Origin of the sequence: Pseudomonas sp. TWR2-1-1 (assembly GCF_049897045.1) — a bacterium.
Lineage (GTDB): Bacteria > Pseudomonadota > Gammaproteobacteria > Pseudomonadales > Pseudomonadaceae > Aquipseudomonas > Aquipseudomonas versuta.
In genome coordinates this window covers 196,982-210,748 of record NZ_JAFCVM010000001.1, presented here as the reverse complement: position 1 = coordinate 210,748, position 13,767 = coordinate 196,982, and the positions used below count along the sequence as shown (strand labels likewise).

Annotated in this window: 10 protein-coding genes and 1 pseudogene; 6 read left to right on the top strand and 5 right to left on the bottom strand. The window is 55.4% G+C overall.

What is annotated here, in order from left to right; all coding sequences use genetic code 11:
- Positions 1 to 33 precede the first annotated feature (33 nt).
- The 4 genes from yedA to ACP7BO_RS01035 form a co-directional block, all read right to left on the bottom strand.
- On the bottom strand, positions 34 to 924 hold the full coding sequence (yedA, locus tag ACP7BO_RS01050) for a drug/metabolite exporter YedA (protein ID WP_073508772.1): 891 nt from the start codon (positions 922 to 924) through the stop codon (positions 34 to 36).
- 163 nt (positions 925 to 1,087) lie between these two features.
- Positions 1,088 to 1,699 carry a 3'-5' exonuclease gene (locus ACP7BO_RS01045; RefSeq protein ID WP_426208176.1) on the bottom strand — a complete coding sequence of 204 codons (612 nt, stop codon included), beginning with the start codon at positions 1,697 to 1,699 and terminating at the stop codon, positions 1,088 to 1,090.
- Between the two features lie 28 nt (positions 1,700 to 1,727).
- Positions 1,728 to 2,204 (bottom strand): NYN domain-containing protein, encoded by a 477-nt coding sequence (locus ACP7BO_RS01040; protein WP_397455698.1) that lies wholly within the window; start codon positions 2,202 to 2,204, stop codon positions 1,728 to 1,730.
- 125 nt (positions 2,205 to 2,329) lie between these two features.
- Positions 2,330 to 3,007 (bottom strand): DUF2076 domain-containing protein, encoded by a 678-nt coding sequence (locus tag ACP7BO_RS01035; protein ID WP_426208175.1) that lies wholly within the window; start codon positions 3,005 to 3,007, stop codon positions 2,330 to 2,332.
- Positions 3,008 to 3,183: 176 nt separating this feature from the next.
- On the opposite strand from ACP7BO_RS01035, the gene ACP7BO_RS01030 reads away from it, so the two are divergent.
- Positions 3,184 to 3,843, top strand: coding sequence for a YciC family protein (locus tag ACP7BO_RS01030; protein ID WP_397455696.1), 660 nt, complete (start codon positions 3,184 to 3,186; stop codon positions 3,841 to 3,843).
- Positions 3,844 to 3,931: 88 nt separating this feature from the next.
- Complete coding sequence (locus tag ACP7BO_RS01025; protein ID WP_397455695.1) at positions 3,932 to 5,014, top strand: endonuclease/exonuclease/phosphatase family protein; 1,083 nt, start codon at positions 3,932 to 3,934, stop codon at positions 5,012 to 5,014.
- A 77-nt stretch (positions 5,015 to 5,091) separates the two neighbouring features.
- Here the strand turns inward: ACP7BO_RS01025 and hrpB are convergent.
- Positions 5,092 to 7,230: pseudogene (gene hrpB / locus ACP7BO_RS01020) on the bottom strand (ATP-dependent helicase HrpB); the annotation flags it as partial.
- Between the two features lie 88 nt (positions 7,231 to 7,318).
- On the opposite strand from hrpB, the gene ACP7BO_RS01015 reads away from it, so the two are divergent.
- From ACP7BO_RS01015 to ACP7BO_RS01000, 4 genes are read left to right on the top strand one after another with little or no spacing between them, the layout of a single operon-like run.
- Entirely contained in the window at positions 7,319 to 9,592 is a 2,274-nt protein-coding gene (locus ACP7BO_RS01015) for a hypothetical protein (protein WP_426208174.1), read from the top strand.
- Complete coding sequence (locus ACP7BO_RS01010; RefSeq protein ID WP_426208172.1) at positions 9,579 to 11,675, top strand: hypothetical protein; 2,097 nt, start codon at positions 9,579 to 9,581, stop codon at positions 11,673 to 11,675. The genes ACP7BO_RS01015 and ACP7BO_RS01010 overlap by 14 nt, the downstream gene beginning before the upstream one ends.
- Entirely contained in the window at positions 11,662 to 12,270 is a 609-nt protein-coding gene (locus ACP7BO_RS01005; protein WP_426208170.1) for a hypothetical protein, read from the top strand. Before ACP7BO_RS01010 ends, ACP7BO_RS01005 begins: the two co-directional genes overlap by 14 nt.
- Positions 12,263 to 13,669, top strand: a complete 1,407-nt coding sequence (locus ACP7BO_RS01000) for a tyrosine-type recombinase/integrase (RefSeq protein ID WP_426208168.1) — start codon at positions 12,263 to 12,265, stop codon at positions 13,667 to 13,669. The genes ACP7BO_RS01005 and ACP7BO_RS01000 overlap by 8 nt, the downstream gene beginning before the upstream one ends.
- Positions 13,670 to 13,767: the final 98 nt, after the last annotated feature.

The following is a 13,767-nucleotide window of genomic DNA, read 5'->3' as shown; positions in this document are numbered from 1 at the left end:
CATAAGTTGCAATGGCGCGCAGTTTACCCTAATTCAGACCGGTTTCTGCTTGCGCCACTGCGGCAACCCGATCAACACCACGGCGCTAATGATGACCGCCATCGCCAGGCACTCCTCAAAACCGATGCTCTCGCCTGCGAATGCAATGCCCAGCATCACGGCCACGGCCGGGTTGACGTAGGCGTAACTGGTGGCCGCCGCGGGGCGTACGTTTTTCAGCAGGTACATGTAGGCACTGAAGGCAATGATCGAACCGAAGAACACCAGATACAGCAATGCGCCCCAGCCTGCGGCCGTCGGCATCTGAGTCATGCGTTCGCCACTTAACAGGCTGCCGGCCAGGAGCACGGCGCCCGCCACCAGCATTTCGGCGGCACTGGCCATCGGCCCGGCAGGCAGCGGCAAGTGCCGGCTCCACACCGAACCGAACGCCCAGGCAGCGGCGGCAAACAAAATCATCGCCGCGCCCATCGGGCTGGCCTGCAGGTTGGAACCCAGGTTGAGCATGCCGATACCAATCAGCCCCAGGACAATCCCGGCCCATTCCAGACGGGTATTGCGTGCGCCCCAGAAGTAGCCGAACAGCAAGGTAAACAACGGCACGGTGGCCACGGCCAGTGCCGCGACGCCCGAGGCGACCCCGGAGTGTTCCGCCAGCGTCACGCCACCGTTGCCGCAGGCCAGCAACAGAAAGCCGATCATGCCTGCTGCGCGCCACTGGGCGAAGGTCGGTGCGGGCGACCCGCGCCAGCGCATGAAACCGTACATCAAGCTGCCTGCCACCAGAAAACGGACCCCGGCCATCATCAGCGGTGGCCAGGACTCAATACCGATACGGATGACCAGATAGGTCGACCCCCAGATCACATACAACGCAAAAAAGGCACCGATCAGTTGTAGCGGAAAACGACGTGCGGCAGGCATGGAGGCAGCTCAAAGGCAGAGGCAGGGGATGAGGGAGTCTAGCCAAAGCGCGGGGCAATATTAAGTTACAGAACCGGCCAAAAATGGCCGTACACTTTGGCCCCGCGACAGGGGCACGGCTAAAGGCTCGCGAGCAAGCTCGCTCCTACAGAAGCCCTGGTCTTCAGAACCCGCGGCAGCGCTTGAGGTGTTCGTTGATTTTGGCGGCAGGAATTTTTTGCAGGCTGCGCAACAGATCGTGGTTCAACTCTCGCAGGCCGTGCTTTTGACGCAGTTGCTCAGCCAGGTGGGTCGTCAGGTTGGCTGCCATTTCAGCATCGGCCATGGCCCGGTGAGCCTGACCTGTATGGGGCAAATGGGCGAAGGTGGTGAGGGTGCCCAGTTTGTGATTGGGCGCCGCCGGCATCAAGCGCCGCGCCAGCAGCAAGGAGCAGGCAAAGTGTTGCAGACGGGTGCGCTTGATGAGCCCCATCTCGAAGTCCCAGAATTTTTGGTCGAAGGCTGCGTTGTGCGCCAGCAGGGGCGTGATGCCCACAAACTCATTGACCTCGTTCATCACCTGCTGTGCAGACGGTGCAGTGCGCAACATGGCGTTGCTGATGCCTGTCAGTTGCTCGATAAAACCCGGTACCCGCACGCCCGCGTTCATCAGGCTCTGGTAACGCTCGACAATGCGCCCCTGCTCCAGAATCACCACCGCAATTTCTGTCGCCCGGCACGTGCTGCTCGGGGAGATACCAGTGGTTTCAAAGTCAATTACGGCGATGCGTTCCAAACCGGGTCAATCCTGTAAAAAATGGGAATTACTTGAGCAGCAAGCTGCCTTCAATCGGCACATAACGGCCAGCGGCACGAATCAATGAGTTGGCGGTAAGGCCGGGCACCCCATAGGCCACGGTTTCGACCCCGTGCTTGCTGGCAATGCGTTCGAGCAGCAGATCGAAATCACCGTCTCCCGAGGCCAGCACCACTTCATCGACATTGGCCGCAATGTCCATGATGTCGATGGTGATGCCTACGTCCCAGTCGCCCTTGGCCGAACCATCGCTGCGCTGGATATAGGGCTTGAGTTTTACCGTAAAGCCCAGGTTGCGCAGGATCTGCTGAAACTGCTGCTGTTTGCTGTCACCCCGGTCAATCGCATAAGCGTAGGCCTCGACAATTTCACCGCGCTGGCTGATATCGGCCCATAACGCAGCGTAATTGAAGTGGCAGCCATAAGCCTGGCGAACTGTGTAATAGAGGTTCTGCACATCCGCGAAGACCGCAATTCTTTTCACCGGCAAACCTCATGTGCCCAGGCAAGCGGGCAGCAGCTGAAAAACAAGGCCGCAGTATGCCAGCCTGCCGGGATTTTGCGCGGATTAACCGCCCGGCGTGCAATCACACGCCGGGCAGCGAGTTATCAGACGAAGGAGTCGTCGTCAGAAAAGAAGTCATCATCGTCCAGGCCGACGTCTTCAATGCCGGGCCCATCATTATTGGCAAACTGCTGGTTACCACTGCCCCAGCCGCTGTCGCTGGCCGGTACCGGTTGCTCGATGATTTCTTCAACCACTTGCGGCTGTTGATTGTGGCTGAACAGGCTGCTGATGCCTTGCGCCAGCATCACCCCGCCCGCCACACCGGCGGCGGTTTTCAGGGCGCCGCCAAGGAAGCTGCTACCCGCAGCAGGCGCAACCGGCGCCGCGGCCTGCGCAGCCGAATAGGCAGGCGCTGGTGGTGGCGACGATGGCCCGTCACGCCAGCCGCCCGAGGCGGCAGGGGCTGGTGCGGGTGCTGCTGGACGATTACTGCCACCAAACATGCCGGACAAAAAACCACCGCTGGCAGGCGCTGGTGCAGGCGCGGCCCGAGCCTGTTCGAGCTCGGCCTGCAACTGCTTGTTCTGCTGGTCGAGCTGCTTGAGCGCGGCCTCTTGCACAAGAATCGCCTGAGTCATGTAGTAAGCCGCCGCAGGCTGACGGGCCAGATGCTGGTTGATCCGCTCCTGTGCCTGGACATCGCGCGGGGCCGCGTCCATTTCAGCCTGTTGTAACCGGGTAAACAGCCCGTCAATCAGGGTTTGCTCTTCGCTGTTCATGACGACCTCACGGGATTGCCGATAAAAACCATGACCCATGCACATTGCAGGAGGTCATTCAGGTTATGGGGTCGTAACAAGAAGTTTCAATGACCCTTACTCAACGTTTACATTTGCTCACCATCGCGTGGCATCGGTTAAAGTGGCGCACCGCTTTTGACTGCCGATGCCTGACCATGAATCCGCTGACCGTTATTCGCGACTCCCTGTACTTCTTCCAGCGCAACCTGGGCCAGATCGTGGCGCTGTGCTTGCCGCTGGTGATCCTTGAAGCAGTGCTGCAGCACATGGTTGATAACGCCGTGGGCCCCGATCCGTCGCCCGGTTACGGCCTGCTTGTGGGTTTGCTGCTGTACCCGCTGTATACCGGCGCGCTGATTCTGTTCCTTGACGCCCGCAGCCGTGGCGAAAGCCCGCGCAACCGGGAGCTGCTGGCCCAGGCCCTCACCCTGTGGCCCAGGTTCGCATTGCTCGCCGCCATCAGTACGTTGCTGATTGTGCTCGGGCTGTCGATGTTTTTTGTCCCCGGTATTTTTCTGACCGTTGTGTTTGCGTTTGCCGAATACCGCCTGGTATTGCGCGGTGACGCCCCGCTGACCGCCCTGAAATCGAGCTTCGCCATGAGCCGCGGGCACTTCTGGCGGATTTTTGTCTGCTTGCTGGCGGTGCTCGGGCCGCTGATGTTGCTCAAGGAAGTGAGCTTCTCGCTGTTCCAGAAAGACGAGAACCCTTTGCTCTCGCTGGCGCTGGAGAGTGCCAACAGCTTTTTGCAGCTGTTTTTGTCGGTCGTGCTGTACCGCTTGTTTATGCTAATCGGCGAACCGTCCGACAAGTAAGAGAGAAGATTCACTATTCACCCGTCCTTGGGTGCCGGACTGCGGTCCGGTATCCTCGGCAATTCCCGCTACGTCATAAGCTGAGCCCATGCCACGTTTATTACGCCCCACCCTGTTAGGTTTGCTGCTGGTCACCGCCGTGCTGGCGAGCCTGATTTACAGCGTTACGTGGCGACCCGATGCCAAAGAGGTGCTGGCGCTCAGCTGCCCGGCCACCGCACCGGTGCTGGTGCCGGGCCAGGCGCTCAAGGTCATGACCTGGAACGTTCAATACCTGGCAGGCAAGCGTTATGTGTTCTGGTACAACCTGGTGGACGACAGCGGCCCGGATCTGCGCCCGACCCGTGAAGACATGGCATTCAGCCTGGATGAAGTGTCGCGGGTGATACGCGATGAGCAGCCCGATCTGGTGCTGCTGCAAGAGCTCGATGAAAACGCCAAGGCCAGCGACTATCAGGACCAGCTCGCGCTGTTGCAGGAACGCCTGGTCGATCTGTACCCGTGCAGCACCCAGGCCTTTACCTGGAAGGCCGACCTGGTGCCCGACTGGCATATCCTGGGGAGTGTCGGACGCAAACTGGTGACCCTCAGCCGTTACCAGATCGAACATGCCGAGCGCCTGCAATTGCCGGTGGCCGAAGCCAATATCATCAGCCGCCAGTTCCAGCCAAAACCTGCACTGCTGGTTAACTACCTGCCGCTAAACGACGGCGGGCAAATAATTGCCATCAACACCCAGTTCGACGCCCCGTCACTGGACAACAGCAACCTGCTCCATCAAATGCAGGCCACGGGTGTACTGCTGGACAAGTTCGAGAGCCAGGGCACGCCCTGGTTGATTGGCGGTGATTTCAACCTGTTGCCCATTGGCCAGTTCTTGCGCTTGCCCGCCGAACTGCGAGCGGGCTATTCACCGGACAGTGAATTGCACCTGCTGTGGGAAAAATACCCGATGGTCCCCAGCAACCCCGAAGCCACCGGCATCGACCGCGAACTGTGGCTGACCCACTTCCCCAATGACCCGCGCGTTCAAGCCCCTGACCGCACCCTGGATTACCTGTTCTACAGCCCGAAGCTGCAGCGCATTGAAGCCTATGTACGCCAGGAAGATACGCTGAGCATTTCCGACCACCTGCCGGTAATGGGGCGGTTTTTGCTACCGATTGATTGAGCCCCCTCTGTATCTGCAGGAGCGAGCTTGCCTCGGGATTTTTCAAAGGCGACAGCTCGCTCCTGCAGGGTTTGAGTTCAGGGTTTACGGGGTTTGATCCGGGCCGTGGGCTCGGCTATCAGCGGGTCGTCGGGCCAGTAGTGTTTCGGATAGCGCCCCTTCAAATCCTTCTTTACTTCGCTGTAGGTGCTGCGCCAGAAGTTGGCCAGATCCTGAGTCACTTGCACCGGGCGTCTTGCCGGCGACAGCAGGTGCAACTTGACCACCTGCCGGCCACCGGCGATGCGCGGGGTATCGGCCAGGCCGAACAGTTCTTGCAGGCGCACAGCCAGAATCGGCGGGTATTCGCTGTAGTCCAGACGCACCGACGAACCCGACGGTACCTTGATGTGATGCGGCGCCAGTTCGTCCAGCCGCTGGGGCAAGGGCCATTTGAGCAAGTTATGCACAATGCCGGACAGGTCGAGGCTGGCGAAATGACTCAGGCGCGAGACGCGCTCCAGGTACGGCGCCAGCCAATCTTCAAGTGAAGCCAGCAGCGCCGCATCACTCACATCCGGCCATTCGCTTTGCCCTTGGGCAGCCAGATCGAGCTGACGCAAAAGCATCACCCGTGCCTGCCACTGGCGCAGTTCCGGGGTCCAGGGCAGCAACTCGAGGCCCTTGCGCCGGACCAGATTGACCAGCGCCCCTGTGCGCGCAGCGGCGTCCAGCCCGGTCAGCGGCTCACGGCTAAGCACCAGCTCACCGACCTTGCGCTGGCGTTCGGCGCGCAACACCCCTTCACGCTCGTCCCAGTCGAGCTGGTCGACAACGCTGACCTGCTCACTGAGCACGCTGTCGAGCAACCCGGGATCAAGCTCGGCCGCCAGGTAGATCCGTTCTTCACGCTGCCCCTGACGACTGCCCAGATCGGCGATCACCAGCCAGGGATGCTTCATCAGGCCGTCGACCTCACTGAACAACGCCGCCCGGCCATTGGCCAGCCGATATTCCGCGCCGCCGGGTTTGCGTTGTTGCGCAACGCGGTCGGGATAGGCCAGCGCCAGCAAGGCGCCGAGCCAGCGCGGATGATCGGGATCAGCAACGGGCTGTGTGGCCTTGCCGCGCAGGTAGCCCCGATATTGCCGGGCCAGTTGCCTGGCCCGTTGCACACCGCCCTGCCCGCCACGGGCCCCGCGGCTTTCACCCTGGAGCAAGGCCAGACGGCTGTGCACATCCGCCCCGGCACCACGCAGGATGTCGCGCTCGCCCAAGAGCGCCGCGACATCGCTGGCCATCTCGGCCAGACCCAGCTCTTGCCCACGCAATAACAGATGAGCAATGCGCGGGTGCGCGGGCAGTTCGGCCATGGCTTCGCCGTGGGGGGTGAGTTTTGCGGTGTGCAAAGCCCCCAGCCGCTCAAGCAACTGCCGGGCCTGTGCATAACTTGCCGAGGGAGGCAGATCCAGCCAGATCAGTTGCTCCGGGGTCACTCCCCAGCGCGCCAGTTGCAGCGCCAGCCCGGCCAGATCGGCCTGGAGGATTTCCGCACTGCTATAGGCCGCCAATTGCGCGTGCTGGTCTTCGGACCACAGGCGATAACAGACGCCAGGCTCCAGGCGTCCGGCCCGGCCGGCACGTTGGGTGGCGCTGGCCCGCGAGATGCGCTGGGTGTCGAGACGGGTCATGCCGCTGCCGGGGTCAAAGCGTGGCACCCGTGCCAGCCCGGCATCTATCACCACCCGCACGCCATCGATGGTCAGGCTGGTCTCGGCAATGTTGGTCGCCAGCACCACTTTGCGCATGCCCGCGGGAGCAGGCTCGATCGCCGCACGCTGCGCATTCAGGTCCAGTTCACCATGCAGCGGGCACAGCAGGATGTCGCTGCGCGAACCCAGCGCATCAGCCAACTGTTGATGGACCCGGCGAATTTCGGCCTGACCGGGCAAGAACACCAACAGGCTGCCGCTGTCATCGCTGATGGCATCGAGCACCGTTTGCACCACTCGCGGCTCGATAAACTCGCCAGGCACAAACGGGCGCCCCCAACGCATGGCCACCGGGTACATCCGCCCTTCACTACGCAGCACCGGCGCGTCATCGAGCAAGCTGGCCAGACGCTCACCTTCAAGGGTGGCCGACATCAACAGGATTTTCAGCGGTTGCTCATCGCGAAACAGCTCGCGGCCATTGAGGCTTAAAGCCAGGGCCAGGTCGGCATCCAGACTACGCTCTGCAAGTTTGCTGATTTGACACATTGTCAAATACTTAAAATCCGCTACATTTTAAGGATAAAGCCAGCCTTCAAGGGTAAATAAAACCGTGACAATCATCAAAAGCAAAGGCTACGTCACCCACTACCCGCTGCAGGCCATTGATGAAGAGCTGGCATACAAGCTGCTGATGTCTCCGACCACACTTGATAGACACAATAGTAATGCTCTGCAGCTTTTCGACTGTCACTGCCACTGCTTGGGCGAGTACCTCAGTCTGACAAACCTTGATGGTGAAAAACTCACGTGGCTGGTCGAAAGCTTTCTTGGAAGCCTTCACGTTGGCGACATAGCTGTGCTTGAAGAGTACATAGTTCGTCAACGATCAATTGCTGTTACTGAGATGATTTCTGGTCTGGTCGACCTTGTTCCAGGCCTGCAGCCAGTGATCTGGTCTCGTGCCCGGCTGCCTCACTTTGAACAGACATGGCAAGAGAGCAAGCACAAGCTAGACCCGGAGATCGTCTCCTTCTGGAGTGGGTGGAAGGTCAAGGCCAAGAAAGGAAAATCGGTTTATCTCAAGCTAGTTGCGATGTATCACTCACACGGCCCTGAGTTCACCAAAGCTTTCCATGAAGCGATCAGACGCGACTCTTTGAAGCGCGCCAAAGTGGCGAGCGGGATGATCAATAAGCTCGCCAAATACATATCTGAGCAAAGCTTTCGTTTCCCTCCGGCAGCTTTCCAGTCACCGGAGATGATGGAAGACTTTTTCGAGCACTATTTCTGGCACTACCAGAACATTGAGTACGAGCGCAACGAAGACCCAGAACTCAATGCTCGCACTTTCAGAACTATGCGAAACCTGATCATAAGATGCTTCCTCAAAACCGATGTTTGGTCCGCTGACGAAGACGCAATAGTTTTGCCTGCAGGGAAGAGTAAGGCTGGCTCCGAGCTCAACATCAAGAAGAACAAGCATGGCATTGAGATCAAAGACAAACTTCTGACAGAAGTACCCGTGCATGTCACGGACATCCAGGCAATCGACCTCCTTTATGGAGAGATTACCAGTGATCTGTCGTGCATCGAAAAATGGGGGCTATCAGAGGCGTTGGCAATTCGCAAAGCGCAACGAATTCGAGTCAGAGAAGCTGGGGACGGTAGGCTTCTGGAGCGTGTTGTCCGCAACCCCCAAAATCGCCTTAACTTCGAAAAGCTAGGCTTCGCAAATATTTGTCGCACCTTCGAAGACGAAGGCATGTGCACAACGAATGATGCGCGTCGTCGTTACGGAATAAGGCTTCCGGCGCTAGCACTAAAACTTGGCCTACCCACAACCTACAGCTTACTGCCGTTTCAGTGCTTACTCACTCTATACCACCCGGAAATTACCACTACCTTCATGGACGACTTGGTGATTTGGGACGGCCCAAAAAGGGTTTCGTTCTTGAAGACTGACAAGGGCTATGAACTTATTGGATTTAAGGATAGGCGCGGGAGTAAGAACTCCGAACAGAAAATCCTGCTGCACCCCAAGGCTGCTGCGCTCGTTCGTATGGTAGAAGAGATCACGGAGCCACTTCGCCAATACCTTAAAAAGCAAGGCGATCCGACTTGGCAAAAACTTTTTTTAACGTGCGGAAGAAGCTTCAACTATCCGAAAACTGCTGACAGCAACATTCTAAATCGAACGGCAGTCGATAAGAACGCTTTTAGGCGCGAAGTTTTCATTGCGCGGCTATCGCCCCACACCGTGAAAAGAGGCGACGACTTGGTGGACTTTATCAAGAAGCTCTCGATAACCAGGGTTCGCGCTCAGTCAGCCGTGGCTGATTACATTCAAAATCATAGCCTGCCAAGACTTGCCAGAAAGCTTGGTCACGCCCACATGAACAGAGACCTGTTGGATTCCTACCTGCCCACCGCGATCTATGACTTCTTCGCGACCAGGTATGTGCGTATTTTCCAGAAGGGAATCATCTGCGAAGCCATGAAAGACAGTAAATACCTACTTCGTGCTTCCAAGTTTGACGATTTCGACCAAATGCACGAGTTTTTGAGCCGGTACACACTCAAGGAGGTTCCGGAGAACCTCAAAACCAGGGAAGAAAATCGCTTGGCCAATGGTGAGATTGTAGAGGTGGGTGTCTCCGTGTCTGCTGAAAGCATGACCGCGCTGATGTCCATCAGAAAAGCCATCAATCTCAGCAAGACGCCACACGCTGTTCGAGGGCTGGCCAAATACTGGGCTGCGGTTTGCGATACGGTCGAGAAGTACATCCTCAAAAGTCGCGACAAACTCCTGCACGCTCATTTGGAAATCGCCTCCAAAAATTGCAACCCCAGCGCCTACGAGAGCATGATCCATGCAGTATCCTGAACACCTCGCTCATTTCGCCAGCCTGTTCAAGAAACGCGACATATCACACTTCATGTCGGCTCCGTGGCTTGTCTCAAGCTTCAGGGATCCTGTGTGGAAATACAATTTTGGTTTCAAGACCGACCAAGACCTGGATTGGAGTGTTCACCTGTATGACGGTTCGTTATTAACGGATCCACAGCACGTCAAATTACTCAACTCGTTGCAATGCTGGCTGATAGCAGCGACTCAAAATTCAGCTGGGCCAGGCTTCACCAATAGCTGGGCCTCACAGGCGGCATCTTTTCGACGAACGCTCACGCTCATTGACCATATCCTTCAAGGCGCCGAAGCCTTGGAGCTGGTCGAGCATGGCCTGAGCGCGCTTACCTATGACGTGATGTGTGACATCATCGAGCAGGTCGGGACTAGTAGCTACGTCGCTGTGAGTACCTACGATTGGAACAATCGTCTCGCGAACTACTGCATTTCGCTTCTGGAGGAAACTAGCCCAGCGGCAATTGATAAATGCCTGAAGGATTACCCTTCCATCTCCGACATAACACCTCTTCAGCTCGAAGAGAACGTGCTTGATATCCCTCTGGAGCTGATCCCGCGTGTAAGAGCCGCGCTTTATATCAACAAGATGTACCACACCCATCCAAATGGTGGAGTGAACGTCAACTCAGTATGGGTCAGTGCACAACTATACAACGATACTTTGGCTGGAAAAAAGCGACTCAAGCCCCTGCATAGCATATTAGGTTTCATTTGGCGTAATGATCGCTTTATTCGTGAGGTCGATGGCGCCCCGGTCACCAACGGCAACCCAGACCGCATGACCAAGCGAGACTTGGTCTTGTACCGCACCGCCTTTACCATCTTACAAAAGATCTCTGCCCTAGATTTTCCACTCCCTACCCCAGAAGATCTTAGAGAGATTGCAACCTATAAAGTAACAGGGGCGGCGATGGGCCGTTTTAAAAATGTCCCAACCCCAATCATTTTCAAGGCGATCAAAGATGGCATTGAGTTCCACTTTGAATATGGCCCGCAGCTTCTTGAAAGCTATGTGAACATCGCCAAATATTCCGTGAAACACAAGGTCAACATCACAGGCATCCAAGACACAACTATCCTCTCGCTACTCGAACCCTCCATCGCTAAACTTGGCGTCCAGTACCTAGGAATTTCAACTCGCTCCAACGGAAGGGATCCTGGTACTGAACTAAAAGAAAGCAAGGAACTGTATTTCAGCAAGCTACGGGGCAATGCAGGGCTACTGGAACTCATCGCGGTCTATTACGGATCTATCCAGTTGTTGGTAGGAGCAACGATGGCGAAACGGGGTTGTGAACTACGCGGCCTCGATCCTGCCAACTGTCTCAGCGCGGACAAAAAGTGGCTGATCGCCCCTATCGCCAAGTCTAGTCGGGGTCTAAAAGGTCGCAGGGCTCGAAACGCCCGTCCCATTGATCCCCTAGCGGCGGAAATGGTTCAGACGCTCATTGACTTCCAGACAGAGCTGATCAGCATCGGCTTCATCGATCAGCACCTTCCCTTGTTTTCGTCCCCAGGCATCATAGGCACAAGTTCTTTGACGCCTTGCGACGTTTACCTCTACTACAAAAATATTGATCTGTTTTGTGATTACTTTGAGGTCGAGCGCGACAGTTTGGGGCGTCGCTACTACATCCGCCAACACCAACTGAGGCGGTTCTTTGCCTTAATCTTCCTCCATTGTGGGTACGGGGCAAGCGTAGGCATCCTGCAGTGGATGTTCGGGCACACTGACCCGGCGCACATCTGGAATTACATTACGGAGGAGCTGCCAGGCAAGGAGCTTCAAAACACCTTGTCGCAAGCCCTCAGCGAGCGTATCGCCTCTGGCGGCGCCACGTACTATACTGATGTGGTTGATCTGATTGAGGCTAAATTCGGCACCCGAAACGTATCATTAATGGATGCAGAACAGCTCGCAGAATACTTTGACTTTCTTATGGAAAGCGGCCAAATGACCATGGAGCCAGTTTTCCTGGAGAGTGATAACGGTTTACGGGTTGACATACTTGTTGTTGTGAGGAAACAAGATGAAATGGGATGAGGGAAAAACCATTCAAGCCGCCTCGATTGAGAACACGAGAAAGTTATTACTAGCGATAATCGCGACGCCTTACAAGTACCTCAAAAATACCGTTATAAGGGACTCCCTTATTAGCCAGGCATCTCTGGCGAAGCTCGCTTTGGAAACGATCGTTGAGGGAGAGACGCTACATATATCACCCATAAGTTTAAACACATTTAAGCAAAGAAGCGAAGAGCGAATACCGGGTGGATTCCTTGCAATAGATCGCCTACGCAAAAATGCTGCGTCGGTTATCAACAAGGAAGAAAAAAAAACACCCACGAAAAACAATAGAACTAGAGAGGCGATACTGGCGCAATTGGCGGAGCTTAATCTCAGCCTTGATGTACAGAAGCGCTCAAACTTGATACTCCTGCAAACCTTATCGGATGTCCGTAGTAAGCTGGATGGCGTAGTCAGCGCACAAGATGAAGTGACGCGCAAGATTCGCGCTGCGGAAATATTAAAGCGTATCACTGCAATAACCAGTCTAAACCCTGAAATGTATCAAATCCCGCCTATACAGAAGGCATCGGTCGTATCTATCACGGCCAAGGGTAAGAAAAATGAATGAAGAATTTCTGGTGGAAACGCTAGATCATGTAGATCTGTTCCAGAGATTTTCCGGAGGTAAGACGCGCAAGCATGCCTTCTACAAATTCCCATACATAAAATGGCCAAATAACGAGCCATGCCATATCGCCAATCTCTATTTGCTAAAACTATCCAAGAAGCATGAGCAAATTTCTGCTGATGGTCGAAGGCAGGACAGCAAGGGTGGAACGATAGGCCAGTACGCGAGCAACATTAGCCAGCTGATAAGACGCTGCTGGCATTACAGGGTCGACCCTTATCACATAACCGACAAGTTTTTTGAAGATTTCATCATTGAGCTAATTGAAGAGCCCAACCCTAGAAAACCTGATAAACCAAAAAGAGCCGACAGAACCACCATCAACATAGGTAGAGAGTGCTTAAAGTTCCTAGCTTGGATTGGCGAATTTTATGGCGACCTAAACTTCGTATCACCAAAAGGCACCATCAAGTTAACCACCGAAGAAGTAATTCGCACCTTCAACAATCAACACAAAGTAACAACTACCATCTCGCACCACTCTTTCCCCCTACCTTTCCGCGAGCACACACGAAGCCCAATTTCTGAGCATAACATTGACAAGATGGTGCAGGCGGTAAATGATAGCGGCAAGTCCGAGTTCCTCAAAGCGCGACACCTTGCACTGCTCACACTTCTTCAGCATACAGGCGCTCGGCGATCGGAAATCGCATCTCTGACAACATCGTCACTGCGTGATGCCCTGCTGATGAAATATCCAATGCTAAAGCTGGTAACGCTTAAGCGCGGCGAAGCATTTGTCCGTGAAGTTCCGGTGAATGCGATTGCATTGAATGAGGTCAAAAAATACTTAGCTGCAAGACAGAAATTGATCAAAGCACACCCAGAAAACCAAAACGACTACTTGCTCATATCTGAAATAACAGCAAAACCGATCGCACCTGAGACTATAACGTCGATAGTCTCGAAGATCAGAGAATCGGCTGGAATTGAAGAGCAAGCATGCGCGCATATGTTCCGCCATGCCTTTATCACGAACTTATTCAGATTGCTCGTCGAACGACACAAGTATGAAAGCAAGGATGAGTTCCAAGCAGCACTTATCAGCGACAAGGAGTTCTTACGCAAAGTTAGGGAGTGGACAGGCCACAAGAGCATTGAGTCTCTCAGAGACTATCTAACAAAGGTATTCGAAGGAGATAAGAGCATAGGTGATGCGGCTGAAAGCGTGCACAAGACTAATACGTTAACGCTTTATCAGAAGAACTCCGATGCTCTTTACAACGAATTCAAGCTCAAGAAAATAACTCCAGATGAGTTTATGCGACGGAATGACGAGTTGATGGCGCTGCGGGATCTGGAGCTTTCTAGGTATGACGGCCAGCCTAAGTCTCTTTAACGCCTGGCGGTGATGACGACCGTCCACTGCTACACGCAGGACAGTGACCCCCGTAGTGCCCCCCATCTGGGTACGTAACGGGGCAAAAGGAACTTAAT

Bases quoted from the DNA above. Each gene is read 5' to 3' on its own strand.
- ACP7BO_RS01035 (WP_426208175.1), bottom strand. From the start codon at position 3,007: ATGAACAGCGAAGAGCAAACCCTGATTGACGGGCTGTTTACCCGGTTA.
- ACP7BO_RS01010 (WP_426208172.1), top strand. From the start codon at position 9,579: ATGCAGTATCCTGAACACCTCGCTCATTTCGCCAGCCTGTTCAAGAAA.
- ACP7BO_RS01030 (WP_397455696.1), top strand. From the start codon at position 3,184: ATGAATCCGCTGACCGTTATTCGCGACTCCCTGTACTTCTTCCAGCGC.
- yedA (WP_073508772.1), bottom strand. From the start codon at position 924: ATGCCTGCCGCACGTCGTTTTCCGCTACAACTGATCGGTGCCTTTTTT.
- ACP7BO_RS01000 (WP_426208168.1), top strand. From the start codon at position 12,263: ATGAATGAAGAATTTCTGGTGGAAACGCTAGATCATGTAGATCTGTTC.
- ACP7BO_RS01005 (WP_426208170.1), top strand. From the start codon at position 11,662: ATGAAATGGGATGAGGGAAAAACCATTCAAGCCGCCTCGATTGAGAAC.
- ACP7BO_RS01025 (WP_397455695.1), top strand. From the start codon at position 3,932: ATGCCACGTTTATTACGCCCCACCCTGTTAGGTTTGCTGCTGGTCACC.